Here is a 19,100-nt window from a genome sequence, read left to right as displayed (position 1 = left end):
AGGGAGAGGCCCTGGGCACGAAGCTCGATGGCCTTAGCGAGATCCACGATCGCTCGGGAACGGGCGACGTGCTTGCCCTGCCGGCGGGCACGCTCCTGGCCAGCTCGACACCGGGAAGCGATCTGCCGTCGCTCGTCCTGGGCCACCTAGGAGAAGATGGCGATGCTCAGTTCATCGGCTCTCCGCGGCCCCTGGGGCGAGCCGCGGCCCGCAGAGCGGGCACGCGATGCCAAGACGGGGGCGACCAGCCGCCCGTTGTCGGTGCCGGAGAAAGTTACCGCCCACCCATCTTGACCCCCGCGGCCTTGGCTCTCCACTTGGCGAGCCGCTTCTCGTGCCGGTCGATTGACTCAACGATCTTCGCCTTGCGTTCGCGCTCCGTATGCCACCGCCTTGGCTCCGGCAAACCGAGCCACTTAGTGAGCCGCTCCAACGCGGTGACGTCCGCACGGAAGAGACTTTCGCGGCTCAGACGGATCACGATGGTGACAGGATAGATCCGCGGCGCTCATCGCGCCGGCACTTTGCCCGGCGCGCGTCCCGCGTAAATTGCCGCCGTGCATGCGTTCGCCGCTCCTGGCCGAACCGACCACACGGGCGCCTCGCGAGCCAACAGGAAGAGTGACGGGTCCCCTGCCGTGGTAGCTCGCTCTGCACCAGTTCGCATTGTCGTCATGTGAACGGCGCGACCGTCGCGCCTCTCGTCACCGTGAGGCAATACGCCGCGAAGTGCAGGAATAAGAGCTGTGAAGGAGAGCTCCTTCGCGGAGGCACTACACGCATGAACAACACCAAGTTCTTCATCAAGGCGCTACGCATCACGGCGGCCGTTTTGACGATGATCGCGCAGGTGATCCTCGCCTGCATGAGCTGAACCCGTTCGCTTCGCGGGCTGATCCATGAGCCCGCGTCTGCCCTTCATCCATCTCCGTTCTTGTCTCACCTCGCCCGCTCGGGCGCACAGGAGGCCTCATGTCCAACGTGTCCAGTTTCGGTCCTCAGAGCCCCGATGCCGCTGTCCCGTACATCATCCGCGTGCTCACCACGGGCGCGACGAAGAAGGGCGCCGCAACGGCCGTCGCCGGCCTGCGTGGGACGGCCACCTCGAAGGCAATCTGGCCGTCGTCGTAGTGGAGCGCGTCGCCGGGCTCCTCCTCGGAGCGATGGCCGCAGAGGCGCTCAAGGGCACGCGGAGCACTCGCCCGTAAACCACAACCAGAGCAGCAGCCCCAGACAGTGTGCGGGACGTTCCGTGCGCCGCTCTGGCTTTTTCGGAGTCGAAATATGAAGCAGTCCAAGAACGCGCCGTATGCCGACGCGCTTTCGGTGTCGCTGAGCGGTCTCGACGCGCACATCGTTCACATCGGAACAACGATCACAGAGACGCCAGCCTACTTCGAGATCACCGGCCTCAGCGAAGCACGCCAGAGGGAGACCCGCGTCCGGGTCCTCGCCGCCCTGCAGCAGCTCAACGTGGATCTCCACCAGCACGGGGTCTCCGTCCGTGTTGGACCGGAGGAAGTCGCGAGGAGCGGAACGTTCGACGTGCCGATGGCCCTCACCATCCTCGCCGCCCTGGGGCAGATCTCCACGCAGGCGTTGAAGGACACGGTAGTCCTCGGCGAGCTCTCGTTCGGCGGCGCGATCCGGCCCGTGCGTGGCGTGCTCCCGAGCCTGCGCGGGGCCATCGCCCACGGCATCACCCGAGCGATCGTCGCCAGGGCGAACGCCCGGGAGGCCGCGAGCGCGCCCGGGATCCAAGTGCTCGTGGCGAACAACCTGGACGAGCTCGCGCGCCACCTCCGCGAGGGCGCCCCCCTGGAGAGCGCGGGGGAGCCACCGCCCTTCCCGATCGTGCCCCCGGCAGCAGCGCCGGATCTGGGCGACCTTCGTGGGATGCATGCCGCGCGGCGGGCGCTGGAGATCGCCGCGGCGGGCGGACATCACCTCCTGCTCATGGGCTCGCCCGGGTCCGGGAAGACCATGCTCGCGCGGCGAATGCCGGGGATCTTGCCACCCCTCTCGTTCGAGGAGGCGACCCAGGTCACCTCCGTCTACTCGGTGGCCGGGCTGCTCATGCCGGAGGTGGGCTTGATAGGGGCGCGTCCCTTCCGCGCGCCCCATCACACGGTGAGCGGAGCTGGCCTCGTGGGTGGCGGTGAGCCGGTGCGGCCCGGCGAGGTCTCCCTGGCCCACCACGGGGTGCTCTTCCTCGATGAGTTGCTCGAGTTCCGGAGCAGCGTCTTGGAGACCCTGCGGCAGCCCTTGGCCGAGGGCCGCGTCACCCTCGCCCGGGGACGCACGCACACGACCTTCCCGGCGCAGACGCTCGTCGTCGCCGCCATCAACCCGTGCCCCTGCGGGTTCGCGGGGGACTACGCGCGGCGCTGCGTCTGCTCCCCGGAGCGCCTGCGCGCCTACCGGGCGAGGCTGAGCGACCCGCTCTTCGACCGCTTCGATGTTCAGATGGCGCTTCCGCCGGTCGACGTCGCCGCGCTCCAGAACAGATCGAAGGACGAGCCCTCGTGCGAGGTGCAGAAGCGCGTCATCGCGGCTCGCGCTGCGCAGGAGGAGCGAGCACGTACCGGCGCGACAGCGCGGACCAACGCCCAGCTCTCCTCTCGGGAGCTCGAGCAGCTCGCGACACCGGACGCGGCCGGGGCTCGTGTCCGCGCCGAGACCATCGAGGGGCTGGGCCTCTCCGCGGCGGCCTACAGCCGCGTGCTCCGGGTCGCGCGCACCATCGCGGACCTCGACGGGAGCGACGGCGTTTGGGCCGCGCACATCGCAGAGGCGGTGCATGCGGTGCTGCTCCCGCCTCGGGGCCCCGCGGCCACTCCCCCGGCCTGATCTGCCGAGCACGTCGGCGGCCGGAGGGAACCGGCCCGCGACAGCAGCGCAGATCGCCTCGGCTTTGGTGAGCAACAAAAAAGCCCGAAGGCGGCGTGCAGGTACACCTGCGCGCCGTCTTCTTCGTTGGAGGGTTGAATGCTGAGACTCGCGAAGAAGAAGACCGTGCCGCCGCCGGTCCTGGACCGCGTTCGCCGTTGCCTCACCCGGAGGCTCCTTCGGGCATGCACGGCCGCGGACCCGCAGTGGGGCTACTACCACCAGTTCGCGATCACGATGATGAAGTCCTACCAGGACCTGCTCGCTGACCTCGGCCTCGTCGGCTACTGGGTGGTGCCGCTCGCCGAGACGGATCACTGGATCGACGCCCTGATGCTCGGGTGCCCGGACGGGCGCGTGCTCGACATCCCAGACCCGTTCGAGGAGATCGGCCCGCCGCCCTTCCCCTTGCTCCACGAGGTCGTGGACTTCTTCCTGTCGCTCGCACGAGCCGTTTCGCAGAAGTCCTGGATCACGGGCGCGGGACCGTCCTCGTGAACCGGAAGGTCGCGCAGGCGCCGTTCGCCGTCGGAGCGGATGGCACGATCTTCGTCAACCTGGCGCACGTCCGGGGTGACGTCGCCGTGGTGGGGCTCATCCGAGAGGCTCGACGGATGGACGGGGTGCTGTTCCTCGGCGTCTCCGTCTCCCGGCCGGAGAAGGACGTGCTCATCCGGGCCGTCGACAACGCGGGCGCCGAGGCGGTCGCGAAGATGGTCGGCCTGCGCCTGCGCGAGCAGGAGCAACAAGGCCGGCGCTCTTCGTCGAGGGGGTCGCGGTGAAGGTGCTGCGCGTCATCCGCATCGAGACGGCACTGGGCGGCGCGGTGCACCTCATCACGGAAGCGGGCGAACGCGGTAAGAGCACCTAACATTACCCCGCTGACGCCGCTCGTTTGCCCGCTCGCTTGAGCGATGCGGAACGTGCGGCAGAATACAGCATGGGCAAGCTGTTGGTGCGGGACGAACTCTGGGAACGAGTCGAACCTCTATTGCCGAAAACGGAGCCGAAGCCGCAGGGCGGCCGGCCGCGTACGCCTGATCGGACCGCCCTGACGGGGATCTTGTTTGTGCTCAAGACAGGGATCCCTTGGGAATATCTTCCGCAAGAGCTCGGCTGCAGCGGAATGACGTGCTGGCGCAGATTGCGCGATTGGCAGCAGGCCGGCGTGTGGGATCGGCTCCACGAGGCATTGCTTGATGAACTCGGCGGCGCCGACAAGATCAACTGGAATCGTGCTGCGCTGGATGCCTCCTTGGTTCCGGCAAAAAGGGGGGCCAAGAGACCGGCCCGAACCCCACGGATCGCGGCCGGGCGGGCTCGAAATATCACCTCCTGGTCGATCAGAGTGGCATCCCCCTCGCCGTCGAGATGACGCCGGCCAACGTCCATGACTCGAAGATGTTCACCCCCATGGTCGATGCGGTGCCGCCGATCGCGCGTCCTTGCGGCCGACCGCGTCGCCGCCCCAAGAAGCTGCACGCCGACAAGGCATACGACGACCCGGCCCTGCGCTTGGCTTGCCATCTGCGCCACATCGTACCCCGCATTGCTCGCAAGGGTATCGAGTCGTCGGAGAAGCTCGGCCGTTATCGATGGGTCGTCGAACGGACGATCGCATGGCTGCGTCGCTTCCGGCGCCTGACCGTACGCTACGAGCGGCGGGCTGACATCCACCGTGGGTTCCTCAAGCTCTCCGTCTGCCTGATCTGCCTCAGTTACGTCCGGACCGGCTTTTGTTAGGTGCTCTAAGTGTCAAGATAGTTGTCCAGTGAATCGGTCAGGTCCTCATGAGTGCTTTGGCATCGTGGGTGTGGGGGTTGAGGGTCACGGGGCCGATCGGTGTCCAGTTGCGAGTCTGACCGGTCCAGCGCAGGGGCGTCCTGCGGCGGGCCCGCTGGTAGAGGGCGTGGCGGGCGGCGAGCAACGCGCCGTCGCGACCGCGGTGGCGATCGTCGGGCGTGACGAAGCGGATGCTGCTGTGCAGGTGCTCGCTGTTGTACCAGGCGACGAAGCGCTCGACCCAGTGGCGCGCCTGCTCCACCGTGGCGAACGGGCGTCGTGGGTACTCGGGCCGGTACTTGAGCGTGCGGAACAGGGCCTCGGCGTAGGGGTTGTCGTCGCTGACGCGAGGGCGGCTGAAGGAGGGCACGACGCCGAGGCGCTGGAGGGTGGCGAGCATGGTCGAGCCCTTCATCGGGCCGCCGTTGTCCGCGTGCAGCACCAGGCAGCCGGAGCCCACGTTTTCGCGGCCACAGGTCTGCTCGACAAGGCGAGCGGCAGCGAGCATCGACTCCTCGGCCTCGACCGACCAGCCGACAATCTTGCGGCTGTAGACGTCCACCACCAGGTACAGGAAGTAGAACGCTCCGCGCACCGCGCTCTTCAGGTAGGTGATATCCCAGCACCACACCTGATTGGGTCGTTTGGCGACGAACTCGCGAGGACGATGGGCGCTCGCCGGTCGAGCCGGATTGCGGTGCGCCAGCAGCCCCTGCTCGCGCAGGACGCGGTAGAAGCTCGACTCCGAAGCGATGTAGACGCCACGATCGGCCAGACGCGGGACGATCTGCTTCGGCGAGAGGTTGCGGAACTCGGGGCTGTTGGCCGTCTCGACGATGCGCCGCCGTTCCACGTCGGTCAGCTTGTGCACCGGGGCGTGACGCGGTCCGGCTCGGCCGTCCTCGCCGCCGGCCTCTGCTCGCCAGCGGGCCACGGTCCGCGCGCTGAGCCCGAGCGCGCTGCAGGCCGCCTCGAGCGTGGCGCCGGCCTGCACGGCCTCGTCGATGAGCCCGAGCGTCACCTGTCGGTCTCCGGATCCGTGTCGTCGTCCCCGTCCCCCCAAATGGCTTGGACTTTTTTTTGCAATACCAGCAGCGCCGCCGCCTCGGCCAACGCCTTATCCTTGCGCCGCAGCTGCCTCTCCAGCTCCCGAACGCGCCGTGACGGGGCCGGGCTGTGACCTGCCTTCGCCGGCCCGCCCAGCGCCTCCAGCGCGGCCTTGCGCCACTCGGCGAGCTGCGCCTCGTGCAGCCCCTCGCGGCGGAGATACTCGCCGAGATCGCGCTCGGAGAGCCCCGCCGCCTCCGTCATCGCGCGCAGCTTCTGCTCCGGGGTCCAGTCCTCGGGGCGGCGAGCGACGGCAGGGGGCGGAGCGGCGGAGCGGCGGGCGTCGTCGGACATCGGCGCCAGGCTACGAGCATCGCGAAGCCAGCGCGAGAGCGTCGTCTGATGCACCCCCGTCTCGGCGGACAGCGCCACCGCCGTCGGTCCTCCTGGAGCGAGAAGCCGCTGGACGATTTTTCTTTTGAAGGATTCTGAGTACTCTCTCACCTCAAAGCCTGTCTCCGCTCCCCGACAACGGTGACCTGATCCTCCGTAAGCGGATCAGACCGGGCGACAACTCCTCTGACACGGAGGGAACGCGTCATCGTCCGCCGCAAGGAAATCGAGGGCTACAGCAGCGTCCGGGTCGTCGGCGCAACCGAAGAAGAAGTCGCCGATCGGCACCTGCTCACCGTCGAGGCTCTTCCGCCGCGTGGAGCGGGGCCGGCGCTCTTCTGAAGCATCAACGTGGCGCGCCTAGGGGAGCTTCCCTCGGGCGCGCTTCCACACGCGCCGCTCCGCGGCGCGATGGGAGAGGTCCATGTTCACGGAGAAGAAGCCGGGCGCCCCGCGCGTTGCGCTCGTGGGCTGCTCGGCCTCGAAGCAGATGCAGCCGGCGCCAGCGCGCGAGCTCTACACTTCGGCGCTCTTCCGGGCCGCGTACGACTTTGCCGAGAAGAGCTGCGACGCGGTGCTCATCGTGTCGGCGTTCTACGGCGCGGTCGCACCGAAGGCGGTGATCCGCCCGTACGATCGGAGCCTGCGACTGTACAACAAGCGCGAGCGGGAGGACTGGGGCGTGCGCACGGTCGGGCAGATCCTGCCGTCGTTCGAGCTGTCGCCCCAGCTCGTGATCCTCGCCGGTACGTTGTACGCCGGCGCGCTCGTGCACGGAGCGCACTGGCACAACCTGCCACGGCCGGAGGAGCCCCTGCACGGCATCGCCGGCTGCGGCTCGCGGGTGAAGTGGCTCAGGGCGAACACCCCGGCCGCCCGGACCGACGAGCGGGCCTCGAGAGGTGCGCGATGACGCCGAGAGCACGCGCGAAGGAGCTCGCCACCTTGGCGGAGCGGGTGCGGCAGGTCGCCGAAAGCACGAACAAGTCCGAGGCGCTCCGGTGCACCGGGCCGGTCTCGTGCATCAAGAAAGAGCAGGCGCGGAAGTCCCGGAAGAACCTGCGCCCGCTCTGGGCCTACGACACCGATCGGCTCTGCCAGGGTTGCCGGGCGCACTGGTACATCACCATGGCGTCGGTCGAACTCGACTCGCTCGAGGGCGCCGCGGCAGAGCGAGCGCGTCCTGTCCACTCGTGGGGAGCGCGATGATCGAGGGAGCCCGGGTCATTGAGTTCGACACGTTCGACAACGCCGTGATGTACGCCCGCGAGCACGGCGGAAGACTCTGGCAGGGGGACGATGACGAGCGCGTCGTCTGGTTCAACCCGCGCGTAACCATGTCCGTGATCCCGACCCATGCCCTCTTCAAGGGCTGCGGGTTCGTCGGGTCGTGGCGTGAGGCCATCGAGCGCCTCCATCAGCGGCTGGCGCTCCACTGAACCGCGCTCCTGGTGGGCTCGAGGAACCTCGGGCCCGCCAGCTGGCGCGACAACTACAACAACGAGAGGTACGCGATGAAGAAGCCGTCGAAGAAGACGACCGGCGTCGCGAGACGCGTACTGCCCGTGGCCGGCGCCGCTGAGGTACCGCAGTCGGCCGGGCTCCCCACGAACGATCAACCGTCCGACCACTGGGTGCTGCCCGCCATCCGTGGCGTCCAGGCCAGACACGAGTACTACGTCGTGCTGGTCAAGCTGCGCGAGCTGCCCGGTCGCTTGGCGCCCATCGCGAAGATGCCGCTTGAGCTTCGGGTGCAGCAGGCGCTGAGCATGGCGCGGGTGCCGAGAATCGCGGCGTACATCCTCGGCAACCCGAACGACTACACCTTTTCGTCCCTGGTCGGCGCCGTCGACGGGCTGCCCCGCTTCGAGCCGGCGGCCGACAAGTCGTGCGCCGGCAGGCTCTACATCCCTCGGTCGATGCCGGTCACCCTCCTGGATGGCCAGCACCGTCGGGCCGCGAGCGAGCAGGCCATCCGCGAGGACAGCGCCAAGAAGGGGGACGGTCTCGGCAACGAAACGATCTCGGTCGTCTTCGATCTCGGTCGTCTTGTTCGTCGACGGCGGGTTCGCGAAGGCACAGCAGAAGTACGCTGACCTCCACCGGTTCGGCGTCCGCCCGAACGGCTCGCTCTCGCTCCTCTAGGACCACTGGGACGAGTTCGCGAGCCTGGCGAAGGCGGCGGTGCACGAGGCCCCACTCTTCGCCAAGCTCACCGACAGACGCACCGCCCCGACGGCGCCTACTCTCCTCAAGGTGCTCAAGAACCGCGATTCGCACCCCGTCACCGTCGAGCTCCAGTACCTGGCGGACGCCCGCGACGCGAGCGTGGTGGAGATCGAGCGGTTCCTCGCCGAGCGCTGGCGCCAGCAGCCTGAAGAGGTTGCGCCGGGCGCCGGACGGTGAAGAGAAGTAGCGATCGATCGGCTCCGCGTCCGTCTCGCGCTACCGAGCGCCTGGACGAGCACACCGCGGGGCCGATCTTCTTCTACCTCCGCGCTTGTAGTCTTCGATCTCAGCGGGCAAGCGGACCATCTCGCGGAAGTAGAACAACGGACCCGCGCACTGCGGAACGCTGCGAGGGATCTACGCCTTGTCCTTCTCCGTGTAGTTCGCGGTGGGCGCCGTGGAGTCGATGACGATCTCCTCGATCTTGGGCAGACCCCGCACAAGAAGCGGGACATCTTGGCCACCACCTTCGGGAGGCACTCCACCGGCGGGCCCTGAAGGACAACTTCTACGCGAAGACGTTCGGGCTGGCGCCGGTCATGAAGGCGGCGCCGTCAGGCACGTGTGAGTGGGTAACGCTGTCCGAGCCTGAGGCCCTACGCACCGCATTTTTTTGCAATTAGGACACGGTGTTGAGTATGGATCCATGGATCGGGTACAGATCACCCATGCCGTTGAATTTACGTAAAAATATCTACTCAACATAGACTCCCAATAGAAAGATTCCGAGCCCTACGGCTTCGATCCAGCTCCTCGTCGCTCGACCATCTCCCCCAGCGTTCGAGGCGCATGTCTTCCCGGTCCGTAAGAACACTTACCTCTCCCCCCTGACGTTGTACTTGCCGTAACTTCCACCGTCCGAAGGCGCGCGGCGGTAGTCAAACTTCAGTGGGACGACGGTGAAGCACAAGAAGCCCAGCCACTACGCCCGGCGATCATCTCCTACTTCGCAGGACGAACGCGCCTCATCCTTTGCGAGATTCAGCAAGCTCGTCCCCGAGGGCGGCGGCGACCAGTGCTGGTATTGGTTGGGAGCGGTGAACGATCGCGGCTACGGCGTCTTCCGGATCGGCCGCCGCATCGTCATGGCCCACCGGCACATGTTCGAGATCGATCACAGCCGCCCTCCCGCCGGGATGGTGCTGCACTCGTGCGGCAAGAAGTCGTGCGTCAACCCGCAGCACTTGTACGAGGGGACGAAGCCCAAGCCGCACGACGCGGACGCATCGCGGCTCGAACAGCTCGATCGCGCTGCTCTTCCCCCGGCCTCACCGCTGCGCGGCACCTCCGGGGTCAACAACCCGCGGGCTCAGCTCAACGAGGAGCAGGTCCGGAAGATCTGCACGCTGCTCGATCAAGGCGTGAGCCCGAGGATCATCGCCTTCGACTTCGGCGTGGACGCGAAGAGCATCCGGAACATCGACCAGGGCAAGACCTGGCGACATCTTCCAGAAGTAGCGCGACGCGTGGACATGCCGCGGAGGCGGCGTCGCCGAGGATGGCGGAGGTACGGTCGCTAACGCTTGGGCATGTACCCCACTCCGGGGGCGAAGGACAATGCCGTCCACCAGCGCGCCCGGGCTAGAAAAAACAGGCCGCACCCATCTCCTCGGCTGATCCGTGCTGCGCTGGCATCGACGAAGCGGGCGGCCTCTGCGTACTCGTCAAGGTGACGTTCTGGGCGGGCTTCACGGAGCGCCGGCCCGTGGACTACCTCGACCAACTCCTGACGGGCGGCGTACTCGTCGTCATCGGCTCGAGCGTCCGCCTTGAGGTGTCTTGCGTGAGCGGCTGCGAACTACGCGTCGGGATCCATGTCGGTAGCCAGCGCCGGCAGCCAGCGGCTGGACCTCGGGCGTGCCAGGTCGCGGTGGACGTGGCGGACTTGTCCCTCCCTGTCTGCGCGGGTACCCAGGCCGGCGTGCAACACGCGGAGCACTTCCTGTCACGCCTCGATCGTCTGCCGCGCAACGAGGTGGATCTCGCGCTCGAGCTCTACCGCGACCCGGAGTTGCTCCGCACTGTGCTCGACGCCACCACGCTGCCGGAGCGCGTGGAGCGGGTGGCGATCTCGCTCGACGACCCCGTGCAGGGCCCGTTCCTGGTCGTCACGCGCAGCGGCCACTTCGTCACGTGCCTCGGTCGGGGCATGCGGGCCGGAGACCTCCCCGTCGTGAAGCGCGGCGAGCTCGACGCGATCTCCCGGAAGGTCGCCCGGCTCCGGGAGCGGATGGACCTGGCGAAGCAACTCGGCGGAGAGCGAGGGCACGCGCGCCTGCTGCGGCGACTCCTCGTCGCGTCCGACTCGGTGAGCCGGGAGAACTTCCTCGCGGTCGCGGCCTGGGAGCCGCTCCTCGGCCCGGTGTTCCTCGACCTCTACCTGGCCATGGGGCGGGAGCTCTCGCTGCAGGGGCCCATGCTCCGGACGCGTCGCAGCCGCCGGGCCCAGGACGAGGAGGTCCTTCACGCGTACTGGAACCTCCTGCACGCCGCGGGGCACATGGCCCTCCTGGGCGCGATCACCGCCGACCGGGAGCAGTACGTGTCGCTCACCGACCAGTACAAGGGAGCGCGGGCCGCGTTCAGCTATCCCCTCACCGGGACGGGCGTCGTCACGTTCATCCTCAAGGGCGCGTGGGCGGCGGCGCGCCTCGGCAAGCTCATGCTGCCCGACTACAAGCGGGCACTCGCGGAGGACGTGAGCTTCTTCGAGCTGCTCGACACGCTGTTCGCGCTCCTCGCGATCGGGACCCGGGCGAAGAACACCCGCGCCGAGATCGTGAACGCGCTTCACGCGGCACCCAGCACCGCCCGTACGCCGCAGGCCAAGCGGATCCGGGAGGTGATGGGCCGCGATGTGCAGCTCTGCTGCGAGGTCACCGCCCAGCTCCTTGAAGCGCCCGCCGAGGAGCTCGAGGCGGTGGTCCGCCGCATCGGCGAGAGCTACTTCGATCCGGGTGCCGAGCGACTTGACGATCCGATCCAGGAAGAGCTCGTCCGTACACTGCCGCTGATGTCCTGGACCGATGGAATCACGGACGGGAAGAAGCTGCTGGTATCGCTGCACCTCATCGCAGCCACGGCTCGCGGCACGCCGGAGCAGTTCTACTTGCCGGGCGAGCTCGCTGAGGCGCTACACCAGCCGTGGACACCGGCCAACACGTGGCTGGTGCTCGATCCGCTGCTGAAGGCAGAGCAGGCAGGGCGCAAGCCCGGCGCACACGCAGCGTCGATCGGGCGGCAAGATCCCTGCACTTGCGGCAGCGGACGGAAGTTCAAGAGGTGCTGCGGGAAGTAGGTGCCGCGTGTGACATGCGTCCTCGTGGCGGCGGTGGAGCGGGCTGCACGGGGTGAGGCGGGCACGACCGGGAGATGGACATTGCGCCGAGGAAGAGCGCGCCGTGTCGGCGGCGTTCACGGCACAGTGGCAGCCCGGCAGCTTGGCGTGCAGGCTCTCGCGAGGAGGTGCACCATGGCCACGCGAACCACGAAGAAACTAGCCGCGGCAAGGAGCACCGCGAAGAAGTCCGCTGCGAGCGAGCTCGTGGTAGCCACCCGGCGCAGGCCGGCGCAAGGGACCAGGCCGAAGGTCGGCACCGCGCGCCTCAGGAAGCTCATCGAGGAGGCCACCGTCGATGCGTACAACGAGGAGGAGCAGCGCGTCGGTTTTCTTACGATGATCCAGGAGCACCTCGGGGTCCCCTTCGAGACGGACGTGCTCGGCGTGCCGGTTCAGGTCACTGGCGTCGACTTCAACGACGCGGACGAGATCGTCGCCATCTGCAAGCGCGGCGCGCTGGTGCAGCGCATTCCGGTGGTGGACCTGCCGCTGCCGAAGTCTCCCCCGGATGGGTTCGAGTGGATCGAGGCGTATCGCTTCTACCAGCGCGGTGTTGGAACCCCCAACGGGAGAGCAACCGTGCTGCGCTTCATCGCGGCGGGCGGCGTCACACGGCTGCCGGCTGGTTGGCGGCTGAGGGCGGGACGGTAGACCGCGCCCATGACGTTCGACATCCATCGCCCCCTGACCAACAAGCAGGGCGAGCTTGACGAGGATGTTGCGGGGGAGTTCGAGGCCCTGCTCATGCAACGCCTTGCCGACTCGCCCGAAAAAGGCCCAGCGGAAGGCGCAGCGGGTCAGCCGCCGGAAGAGCCGTTAAACGCGCAGTCGATCGGTCGGCTCGCCGAAAGGGTCGAGCAGAGCGGTCAATGCCGCTCGAAAAGGTGCGGCAGACGTTGACGCCGGCGCCGGAACGGGAACTCGTTTCACCGCATGGCGACCTCGCCCCCCGCGAAATATTCACCTGTTACTGAGGGCGCCCGCGTCACATCATGAAGAAGCCGCGCTTCACCGAGACACAGGGCCGGTACCTGGCCTTCCTGCACACCTACACGGCCGTCCACGGGCACGCGCCCTCCGAGGCGGAGATGCAGCAGTACTTCCGGGTGAGCCCCCCGTCCGTGCACCGGATGATCCTCGCCTTGGAGCAACGGGGGCTGATCACGCGGGAGCCCGGCGTGGCCCGCTCGATACGGGTGCTCGTCCCGGCAGCGGAGCTGCCGCCGCTCGACGGCGGCGAGCCGGGCCCACGTGGACGGAGCGTTGCCGGCTCGACCGATGATCCTCGGGAGCGTGCGATGATCGTGGAGCAGATGGGGCGCGAGGTGGTGAAGATCATGCTCGCGCGGGCGATCGATATCGGAATCGACGACGCGAACAGCTTGCCGATGATCGCCGCCGCGGCGGACGCGGTCGAGAAGATGGTTCGCGAGGCCGGCATCGCGCCTCGGAGCGCGCGACTCGTGCGGGAGCGAGTGCTCGACATCGCTGAGAAGGAGTACCTGCGCCTGTGCAGCGAGCACGACGAAGAGGGGGATCCCGAGGAAGACGCTGCGAGGTTCCGGGAGCTGCTCGAGCCCGAGGACGGGCATGGATGAAGCGGGCGGGTGCGGTCAGCGCGCCGCATTACTTGAGCGGGTTGTGCTCCTTGCGCTCACCGCCTGCGGGGTGTCAGCGGGGAGCGCCGGGCAGGCGACGTTCGGCATCTGACGCACGCGTAGATCGTCGGACCACTCCTTTCAGTCTCCGCCATGCTTGTCCAGCTTCATCGGCCGGTTGTTCTCGACGGGCGCGGAGCCGAGCTGCTTCAAGAAGTAGGCGACCTTCTCGCGGCGGCACTCCTCGCGGAGCTGCCGCGCCCACGCCACATCAAACGCCCGCGCCCGCCGCTGGTTGAACTGCTCGAGCGACAGCGCCGTGCTCCTCGCTATGGGACCGCTCTCACCGCCCTGGATCACCCGCGCGATGCCATCCAGGTTGCCGGTCAGGGAGATCGGCGTGTGCTGCAGCTCGACCGACAGGAACCTCGTCGTGGTCTCGTCGGCCACGGCGCGGAAGTAGTCCACACGGTCCACGGGGTGCCTCCTCGGTGCTCGACCGCGAGAGAGCGCGCTTCTCATCCGAGATGATGGACTGGGAAGGCCGCACGCCGGGCCGGTGGCCCTTGAATCCATGGGGGCTCGAGCATTACCGCGCACCGGTATGCAGCGGGAGCTGAGGAGCTGGCTGTCGGGAGGGCACCCTTCGTCTTCGTCGAACCGATCACCGCGATCGCGCCATCGCCGCTCGATTCGATACGAGACGCGACATGAGCTGCGCCAGGACTCCCTCGTCCTCCGGACTGTATGCGCCCGCGGAGATGCCCTCGTGGATAGACGGCACCGGTTCACTTTCCGGCGCGGAGAGCGTGGCCGCCAGACGGCGCTCCAGCTGCTCACGCGTGCGATCTCCAGCGCGCCGGAGCTCCGCCTGGATCATCTCGACCACCTCGACGCGTACCGCGACAGCGATGCCGCCTTCGGCTCCGACGAGGTACTTCGGCCGGATGTCGCCGTCGCCGATGAACAGCGTCTGCGCCTGCTCGGCCAGCTCGTCGAGCACGACGACCCGGTGCTGAAGCCGCTCGATCTCCACGAGCAGCTCCTTCACCGACGTGGTCCTTTGCGCACGCCCGCTCACCTTCGATTGCTCACGGCGTCGGCGCCGTGATGGCGCCCTTGCCCGGGAGGTTTCTGTCGAGCTCGGGGTCGCCTCGGACGGGGCGCTCTCGGTGGTGGTCTCGGGCGGCTTCGTCATCGGGCTCGTACCTCCCGGAACTTCAAGGCCGCCTCGATCCGCGGGCGGAGCGCATCGAACCGATCGCGGTCACCGCGCACGATCTCCTCGGCCAGCGCGCGAGCACGATCCAGTCCGGCCGAGGGGAGACCGTCACGTTGAAGCAGCCGCAGGAGGCGATCCTCTTCCCGTCCGCCGAGCTTCCACGCGGTCGTGCGCACCTCCCGCTGCTCCCGGGTCCGCCTCCTCGAGCAGATGGAGCAGCTGAGCCCGCCGTGGCCGTCGGCGTAGAGGATCTCCTTCGGCCGGCCACAGGAAGGGCACAGCACCGCGAGGTGATCGCCTCGACCGCTCCTCTTGCGCCCGAGCGACACCCGCTGCGCCGCCGGTACGCCTCCCGGCGGTGCCAGGACGCAGACGTCGACGTGGTTGACCTTCCAGATCTCGTCGCCCAGCACGCGCCGCACGTCCTCGATCCGCAGTTCGCCAAGTCGGGCAAGGGGCGCATCAAGTCTCATCGCGCCTCCCTTGAAGCTCGAGGAACCTGCGCTGGGCTCGGAGGGAGGTGGCGGTCGTGAGCACGTGCTCGACACGGCGTCCGATGGCACCCGCGACTTGGGTGACCTCGCGGAGCACCTTGCTGATGCCAAGCACCCCGCGCACGTCGCCGCTCACGGCTTCGCGGAGCTCGCGTGCCAGCTGCTCCTGCGCTTCGGACAGCTCGACGTAGATCGCAAGCTCGCGGCTGGCGACGTCGTACAGGAGCGTCTCGGCGGCGCTCGGGCGTGGGGCCGAGGCGAGCAAGAGCGCCCTGACCTCGTCCCGGCGCTGGGCGAAAGGATCGGCAGTGGGCGAGATCGTAGCCGGCGTCAGCCCCGAGGCGGTGCTCGCAGCGGGCTCGCCATGGGCGACGGTGCCGGGCATGTTCCCCGGACCGCTGGCCGCATGGTTGGGTACCGCCCGGCTCGAGAGCAAGGCTTCGAGAGCCGGATCACGCCGACCCCGCTGGCCGCGCTCGGAAGGTTCCAACTTCGAGCGTGACGCGCCCTTGGTTACGCGGCGCCTGTTCGGCGGTAGCCTCTGGCTCATCGTGATGATCCTCGCGGGCCCTGCCTGAGATTGTCGGTCATCGGGTCGAAGCGCCCTCGCTGCGGAGGCATCGGCATGACGCGCCCCGCAGCTCGGTACTCGAGAGGTGATTCCTGCTCAGGGCGCCTGGACAGCGGCGGCGTAGCGCCCCGTGCGGTGGACCCGCTCGGCCGCATCAGCGCATTTGTGGAGGATCTCGAGCGCCCTCGGATCGGGTGCAGGAGAAGCCGGTGTGAGCGGCGCCGGCAGGCTCGGATGAGCAGCGGGCGCGACCGCAGCCTCCACACCGTGGGCCATGCGGCTCGGAGGCGCCGCACGGCATCTCTCGAACGCCTCGGTGAGAGAGTCGCCGCCACTCGCGTTCATCCTCGCCACGGCGTCGATGAGCGAGCCGCCGCCGCTCGCATTCATCCTCGCCACGGCGTCGGTGGACAGGTGCGTGCCGGTCGCCAGCTCGGCGGCCCTGGTGAGCGCTTGGTCATATGCCCCGAACGGGGTCTTCGTGTCCGTCGTGAGAGTCTTGGTTTCGACCTGTTCCATTGCTACTCCTCCTTGGTGGAAGCCGCCTCCGCTGACAGCTTCAGCTGCGTGATTTGGTCACAATAGTCTGCAGAAAGGGAACCCCCCTGGAGCACCACGGCGGCAACCACAACGATGCAGATCGGCGATGTTCTGGAATCACCTTGTTTCCAAGGCTACTTCGTCAGGTCGTCCTTGACGTCCTTGTACTACTTGCGGCCCCCCAGCCCGCGTCCCACGGACTGAACGATGTGCATGAACGGGCCCAGACGGTGGCCGGTGTCGAGCGTCTCTTTCGCTAGCCTGAGCGCGATAAGCTTGCGCTCACTGGAGCCCCGGATCGTGCCACGCCCGTGCGCGGCAGCGCAGCTCGCAAGGTCCACGAGATTGACGACCGAACGGGAGCCATCAAGGGGCGGCCGCGCGTAAGCTACGGCTCAAGCACGATGAGCCCGAAGCGAGCCACACGGAAGAACAGGCGGGAGCGGTTCTCCAACAAGGAGAAGCTCCTCGCGCAGCTCCTTCCGCAGTGCGAGAGCGAGTACGAGAAGGCGTTCGGTCATCCCTGGAACGCCGGTCGCGTGGCTCGCGTCGAGGCCCTCACCCAGCGATGGAAGGTCGAGGCGGAAGCCTGGAGCGTGATGTACGAGTTCCGGAAGGCCGCGGCCAAGGCCCTGAAGTTCTTCGAGAGCGCTGGGATCGAGTCGAGGCGGCCGGACTACGGGCTCTTCTACGCTTACAGGGTCAACAAGCTCGTGAAGCAGCGTCGCCACTTCCTCCAGTCGCTCATGAACGATGTCCGGGAGGACTATGAGAGGCCGCCCGACAGGCGGCACTGGCTCGCCTGGACCATGAACTTCGCCAAGCCGAACGCGTTCGGGAAGCTGCCCGAGGATCTCCCCTACGGCCGGGAGCTCTCGAACCGCGAGCTCGCGATCTTGAGCATCCTGATGACCGACGGCGAGGAGGTCGACTTCACGACTGGCATGACCGTCGGCGGTGCGATCGAGCAGGAGTTGCGGCGGATGGCGAGGGCAGCGGAGCGGGCGCCGCTACGTCTGAAGAGGGTGAACTCGGGTTACGTGAGCGCGCCGCCCTCCGACGGAGAGGACAACGCGGGCGACGAGCCTGAGTAAGCCCTGCCGGGATCTGTGTGGCATCTCACGGAACAGTTCGCACGCGGACTGTTCCGTAGCTCGCGAACCCCCGGTCGCTAGCTTCGAGAGCATGAGCCAAGGGGCAAAGGATATCGGCCTTTCGGCCGAGGAACGGCGTACGCTGCACGCCCTCATCGAGGAGCTCGGCGAGCGCGCCGTCCTGGCCGAGCTGAGCGTGTCGCGCCAAGCGCTGGGCCGGGCGCTCGCCGGCCTCAGCGTCCGCCGCGGCACCATCGCTCTCGTGCGCGCCGGCCTCGCCTCGCCGAACCTCCGCGCCAAGAGCGAGGAGCCTAAGGACGCGATCCACCTGGTCGGCAGCGCGGCGCCGCAGGGAGACGACTCGGTCACGACGAGCCAGGCGGAACGCTCGACGGGCTCGCGGAGGTCGCCGTGAGCAGCAACTCGTCCGCCAGCACCCTCCCGGGTCTGCGGGGCTGGGTCTGCATCAGAACCGCGGCCGAGTTCCTCGGCAAGTCGCCAGACGCGCTCCGCCGGAGCATCGAGCGCCATGTCGTCCGCGGTCCCGACGGGGCGCTGGAGGCGAACATCGACGGCGTCCGCGCCCGTAAGTTCTCGGGCCGCTGGCGCGTGAAGCTCAGCGCCGCGTGGCTCGCCGACGCCGGGAGCGACGACAAGAACGACGGCGCCCCATGTGCTACTTCTTCGCCTCGTCCCAGGCACGCGGTCCGGCCGGAAAGGAGCTGACCGGCATGACCGTGCGGCGAGACCGACGGCGCCCCAGGGGCCCCTGGATCATTGACTTTTCGTACAAGGACGCGCGCACCGGCGAGAAGAAGCGGTACTTCAGGAACGCTACCCTGCAGACTGCCGACGGTGCGCGGAAGGAAGAGCGGCGGCTGCTCGTCACCATCGCGGAGAAGGGCTACCTCCCCGATCAGGTGGACGAGACGGAGCTCAAGCCGCCGAAGCCGGAGATGACCTTCGGCGAGGCCGTCGAGCTGTACAAGGCGACGCTCGCGCCGAAGCTCAAGCCCTCGACGCACATCGGGTACATGAAGAACGTCGACGCGTACCTGCTGCCGCGCTTCGGATCGTGGCCGCTCAGCAAGATCGACAAGGCGGTGGTGACGGCGTTCGACCTCGAGCTCGCGCGGGAGAGCCTCTCGGCGTCGACGCGGAACAACATCGTCATCCCGCTGCGCACGATCATCGGCAACGCGGTCGAGCTCGGCCACCACGACAAGAAGCCGGACTTCCCCAGGCTGAACCGGGTCAAGTCGAAGGTGTACGAGCCGCCCTCGCCCGAGATGGTCGACGCCGTGGTGGCCGCGGCGCCTCCGCACGTCCGTCCTGCGATCGCGCTCGCAGCCTACGCCGGCCTACGTGCCGGCGAGGTGCGCGGCCTCCGCTGGTGCGACGTGAACCTGGACACCGGCCTGCTCTTCGTTCGGCAGGCCATCACCTGCGGTCAGGTGGTCGCGCCGAAGTCCGGGCACGAGCGGGGCATCCCCATCGCGCCCGCGCTGAAGGAGATCCTCGTCGAGGCCAGCAAGAGGCCGCACAAGCCCAAGGCCCCGGTGGCCCCCTCGAGCAAGGGGACGCCGTGGACCGAGGGCGGCCTGCGGCACGCCTTCAAGCGTGCGCTCGCCAAGGCGCAGGTGCCGGCCACCCGGCTCCACGCCCTGCGGCACTTCTTCATCACGGAGTGCTTCAAGGGCGGCGCCTCGGCTCCGACGGTGCAGCAGCTCGCCGGCCACCTGCACCTCTCGGTCACCCAGCGCTACGCGCACACCAACGACAACCTGAAGAAGGACGCGGTGCAGGTCTTCACGCGGCGGTCGGCGTAGCCTCGGCGTCGCCGTGTGAATGGCGTGTGAATGGACCCGCGAGGCTCACCAGGGAGCGCCCGAGCTCCTCGA

At 68.1% G+C, this 19,100-nt stretch carries 25 protein-coding genes and 1 pseudogene; 20 read left to right on the top strand and 6 right to left on the bottom strand.

The features are described 5' to 3' along the window. Positions 1–972: 972 nt before the first annotated feature. The 5 genes and pseudogenes from WMF34_RS41745 (at position 973) to WMF34_RS41725 (ending at position 4,632) form a co-directional block, all read left to right on the top strand. Positions 973–1,131: a hypothetical protein gene (locus WMF34_RS41745; protein ID WP_437796438.1), complete on the top strand. Its 159-nt coding sequence runs from the start codon at positions 973–975 to the stop codon at positions 1,129–1,131. A gap of 153 nt (positions 1,132–1,284) precedes the next feature. Further along, on the top strand, positions 1,285–2,850 hold the full coding sequence (locus WMF34_RS41740; protein WP_437991266.1) for a YifB family Mg chelatase-like AAA ATPase: 1,566 nt from the start codon (positions 1,285–1,287) through the stop codon (positions 2,848–2,850). 138 nt (positions 2,851–2,988) lie between these two features. Beyond that, positions 2,989–3,387 (top strand): hypothetical protein, encoded by a 399-nt coding sequence (locus tag WMF34_RS41735; RefSeq protein ID WP_437991265.1) that lies wholly within the window; start codon positions 2,989–2,991, stop codon positions 3,385–3,387. Further along, positions 3,384–3,671, top strand: a complete 288-nt coding sequence (locus WMF34_RS41730; RefSeq protein ID WP_437991264.1) for a hypothetical protein — start codon at positions 3,384–3,386, stop codon at positions 3,669–3,671. Before WMF34_RS41735 ends, WMF34_RS41730 begins: the two co-directional genes overlap by 4 nt. Positions 3,672–3,829: 158 nt before the next feature. Continuing rightward, positions 3,830–4,632: pseudogene (locus WMF34_RS41725) on the top strand (IS5 family transposase). Positions 4,633–4,669: 37 nt separating this feature from the next. Here the strand turns inward: WMF34_RS41725 and WMF34_RS41720 are convergent. Next, positions 4,670–6,222, bottom strand: a protein-coding gene (locus tag WMF34_RS41720) for an IS3 family transposase (RefSeq protein WP_437991263.1) whose coding sequence is annotated in 2 segments (ribosomal slippage) — positions 4,670–5,754 and positions 5,754–6,222 — 1,554 coding nt in all. Because the reading frame shifts where the segments join, the coding sequence is not laid out codon by codon here. Positions 6,223–6,535: 313 nt separating this feature from the next. On the opposite strand from WMF34_RS41720, the gene WMF34_RS41715 reads away from it, so the two are divergent. The 10 genes from WMF34_RS41715 to WMF34_RS41670 all read left to right on the top strand — a co-directional run bounded on the left by WMF34_RS41715 (position 6,536) and on the right by WMF34_RS41670 (position 13,278). Further along, positions 6,536–7,024, top strand: a complete 489-nt coding sequence (locus WMF34_RS41715) for a DUF6884 domain-containing protein (RefSeq protein ID WP_437991262.1) — start codon at positions 6,536–6,538, stop codon at positions 7,022–7,024. Continuing rightward, positions 7,021–7,320, top strand: a complete 300-nt coding sequence (locus WMF34_RS41710; protein WP_437991261.1) for a hypothetical protein — start codon at positions 7,021–7,023, stop codon at positions 7,318–7,320. Before WMF34_RS41715 ends, WMF34_RS41710 begins: the two co-directional genes overlap by 4 nt. After that, positions 7,317–7,550, top strand: a complete 234-nt coding sequence (locus tag WMF34_RS41705; RefSeq protein ID WP_437991260.1) for a hypothetical protein — start codon at positions 7,317–7,319, stop codon at positions 7,548–7,550. Before WMF34_RS41710 ends, WMF34_RS41705 begins: the two co-directional genes overlap by 4 nt. Before the next feature lie 75 nt (positions 7,551–7,625). Then, positions 7,626–8,207, top strand: coding sequence for a DNA sulfur modification protein DndB (locus WMF34_RS41700; RefSeq protein WP_437991259.1), 582 nt, complete (start codon positions 7,626–7,628; stop codon positions 8,205–8,207). 88 nt (positions 8,208–8,295) lie between these two features. Next, entirely contained in the window at positions 8,296–8,517 is a 222-nt protein-coding gene (locus WMF34_RS41695; protein WP_437991258.1) for a hypothetical protein, read from the top strand. 860 nt (positions 8,518–9,377) lie between these two features. After that, a complete protein-coding gene (locus tag WMF34_RS41690; protein ID WP_437991257.1) occupies positions 9,378–9,860 on the top strand; it encodes a hypothetical protein in 483 nt (160 codons plus the stop codon). A gap of 365 nt (positions 9,861–10,225) precedes the next feature. Continuing rightward, on the top strand, positions 10,226–11,638 hold the full coding sequence (locus WMF34_RS41685) for a YecA family protein (RefSeq protein ID WP_437991256.1): 1,413 nt from the start codon (positions 10,226–10,228) through the stop codon (positions 11,636–11,638). A 174-nt stretch (positions 11,639–11,812) separates the two neighbouring features. Then, positions 11,813–12,331, top strand: coding sequence for a calcium-binding protein (locus WMF34_RS41680; RefSeq protein WP_437991255.1), 519 nt, complete (start codon positions 11,813–11,815; stop codon positions 12,329–12,331). Positions 12,332–12,340: 9 nt separating this feature from the next. After that, positions 12,341–12,580, top strand: coding sequence for a hypothetical protein (locus WMF34_RS41675; protein ID WP_437991254.1), 240 nt, complete (start codon positions 12,341–12,343; stop codon positions 12,578–12,580). A gap of 92 nt (positions 12,581–12,672) precedes the next feature. Continuing rightward, complete coding sequence (locus WMF34_RS41670; RefSeq protein WP_437991253.1) at positions 12,673–13,278, top strand: LexA family protein; 606 nt, start codon at positions 12,673–12,675, stop codon at positions 13,276–13,278. Between the two features lie 141 nt (positions 13,279–13,419). On the opposite strand, the gene WMF34_RS41665 is transcribed toward WMF34_RS41670, so the two are convergent. The 4 genes from WMF34_RS41665 to WMF34_RS41650 all read right to left on the bottom strand — a co-directional run bounded on the left by WMF34_RS41665 (position 13,420) and on the right by WMF34_RS41650 (position 15,259). Beyond that, positions 13,420–13,755, bottom strand: a complete 336-nt coding sequence (locus WMF34_RS41665) for a hypothetical protein (protein ID WP_437991252.1) — start codon at positions 13,753–13,755, stop codon at positions 13,420–13,422. Positions 13,756–13,942: 187 nt separating this feature from the next. Then, entirely contained in the window at positions 13,943–14,314 is a 372-nt protein-coding gene (locus tag WMF34_RS41660; RefSeq protein WP_437991251.1) for a hypothetical protein, read from the bottom strand. Positions 14,315–14,472: 158 nt separating this feature from the next. After that, on the bottom strand, positions 14,473–14,973 hold the full coding sequence (locus WMF34_RS41655) for a hypothetical protein (protein WP_437991250.1): 501 nt from the start codon (positions 14,971–14,973) through the stop codon (positions 14,473–14,475). Beyond that, positions 14,963–15,259: a hypothetical protein gene (locus WMF34_RS41650; protein ID WP_437991249.1), complete on the bottom strand. Its 297-nt coding sequence runs from the start codon at positions 15,257–15,259 to the stop codon at positions 14,963–14,965. Before WMF34_RS41650 ends, WMF34_RS41655 begins: the two co-directional genes overlap by 11 nt. 43 nt (positions 15,260–15,302) lie before the next feature. On the opposite strand from WMF34_RS41650, the gene WMF34_RS41645 reads away from it, so the two are divergent. Then, complete coding sequence (locus WMF34_RS41645) at positions 15,303–15,572, top strand: hypothetical protein (RefSeq protein ID WP_437991248.1); 270 nt, start codon at positions 15,303–15,305, stop codon at positions 15,570–15,572. 89 nt (positions 15,573–15,661) lie between these two features. On the opposite strand, the gene WMF34_RS41640 is transcribed toward WMF34_RS41645, so the two are convergent. Next, the gene (locus WMF34_RS41640; RefSeq protein ID WP_437991247.1) at positions 15,662–16,084 is read right to left on the bottom strand and encodes a hypothetical protein; all 423 of its coding nucleotides are present in this window, start codon (positions 16,082–16,084) and stop codon (positions 15,662–15,664) included. A gap of 425 nt (positions 16,085–16,509) precedes the next feature. Between WMF34_RS41640 and WMF34_RS41635 the strand changes: the two genes are divergently transcribed. The 4 genes from WMF34_RS41635 (at position 16,510) to WMF34_RS41620 (ending at position 19,028) form a co-directional block, all read left to right on the top strand. Continuing rightward, the gene (locus WMF34_RS41635; RefSeq protein WP_437994722.1) at positions 16,510–17,199 is read left to right on the top strand and encodes a hypothetical protein; all 690 of its coding nucleotides are present in this window, start codon (positions 16,510–16,512) and stop codon (positions 17,197–17,199) included. A gap of 91 nt (positions 17,200–17,290) precedes the next feature. Next, entirely contained in the window at positions 17,291–17,614 is a 324-nt protein-coding gene (locus tag WMF34_RS41630) for a hypothetical protein (RefSeq protein ID WP_437763437.1), read from the top strand. Next, positions 17,611–17,925, top strand: a complete 315-nt coding sequence (locus WMF34_RS41625) for a hypothetical protein (RefSeq protein WP_437763438.1) — start codon at positions 17,611–17,613, stop codon at positions 17,923–17,925. The genes WMF34_RS41630 and WMF34_RS41625 overlap by 4 nt, the downstream gene beginning before the upstream one ends. Before the next feature lie 5 nt (positions 17,926–17,930). Beyond that, positions 17,931–19,028, top strand: coding sequence for a tyrosine-type recombinase/integrase (locus WMF34_RS41620; protein WP_437991246.1), 1,098 nt, complete (start codon positions 17,931–17,933; stop codon positions 19,026–19,028). Positions 19,029–19,100 lie beyond the last annotated feature (72 nt).

Source organism: Sorangium sp. So ce145, from assembly GCF_051525985.1.
GTDB lineage: Bacteria > Myxococcota_A > Polyangia > Polyangiales > Polyangiaceae > Sorangium > Sorangium cellulosum_B.
The sequence above is the reverse complement of the archived record's forward strand: the minus strand, read 5'-3'. Positions and strand labels throughout refer to the sequence as shown.

Excerpts from the sequence above, each read along its gene's own strand:
- WMF34_RS41745 (WP_437796438.1), top strand. The coding sequence starts at position 973 with ATGTCCAACGTGTCCAGTTTCGGTCCTCAGAGCCCCGATGCCGCTGTC.
- WMF34_RS41740 (WP_437991266.1), top strand. The coding sequence starts at position 1,285 with ATGAAGCAGTCCAAGAACGCGCCGTATGCCGACGCGCTTTCGGTGTCG.
- WMF34_RS41735 (WP_437991265.1), top strand. The coding sequence starts at position 2,989 with ATGCTGAGACTCGCGAAGAAGAAGACCGTGCCGCCGCCGGTCCTGGAC.
- WMF34_RS41715 (WP_437991262.1), top strand. The coding sequence starts at position 6,536 with ATGTTCACGGAGAAGAAGCCGGGCGCCCCGCGCGTTGCGCTCGTGGGC.
- WMF34_RS41710 (WP_437991261.1), top strand. The coding sequence starts at position 7,021 with ATGACGCCGAGAGCACGCGCGAAGGAGCTCGCCACCTTGGCGGAGCGG.
- WMF34_RS41705 (WP_437991260.1), top strand. The coding sequence starts at position 7,317 with ATGATCGAGGGAGCCCGGGTCATTGAGTTCGACACGTTCGACAACGCC.
- WMF34_RS41700 (WP_437991259.1), top strand. The coding sequence starts at position 7,626 with ATGAAGAAGCCGTCGAAGAAGACGACCGGCGTCGCGAGACGCGTACTG.
- WMF34_RS41680 (WP_437991255.1), top strand. The coding sequence starts at position 11,813 with ATGGCCACGCGAACCACGAAGAAACTAGCCGCGGCAAGGAGCACCGCG.
- WMF34_RS41675 (WP_437991254.1), top strand. The coding sequence starts at position 12,341 with ATGACGTTCGACATCCATCGCCCCCTGACCAACAAGCAGGGCGAGCTT.
- WMF34_RS41670 (WP_437991253.1), top strand. The coding sequence starts at position 12,673 with ATGAAGAAGCCGCGCTTCACCGAGACACAGGGCCGGTACCTGGCCTTC.
- WMF34_RS41655 (WP_437991250.1), bottom strand. The coding sequence starts at position 14,973 with ATGAGACTTGATGCGCCCCTTGCCCGACTTGGCGAACTGCGGATCGAG.
- WMF34_RS41640 (WP_437991247.1), bottom strand. The coding sequence starts at position 16,084 with ATGGAACAGGTCGAAACCAAGACTCTCACGACGGACACGAAGACCCCG.
- WMF34_RS41635 (WP_437994722.1), top strand. The coding sequence starts at position 16,510 with ATGAGCCCGAAGCGAGCCACACGGAAGAACAGGCGGGAGCGGTTCTCC.
- WMF34_RS41630 (WP_437763437.1), top strand. The coding sequence starts at position 17,291 with ATGAGCCAAGGGGCAAAGGATATCGGCCTTTCGGCCGAGGAACGGCGT.
- WMF34_RS41620 (WP_437991246.1), top strand. The coding sequence starts at position 17,931 with ATGACCGTGCGGCGAGACCGACGGCGCCCCAGGGGCCCCTGGATCATT.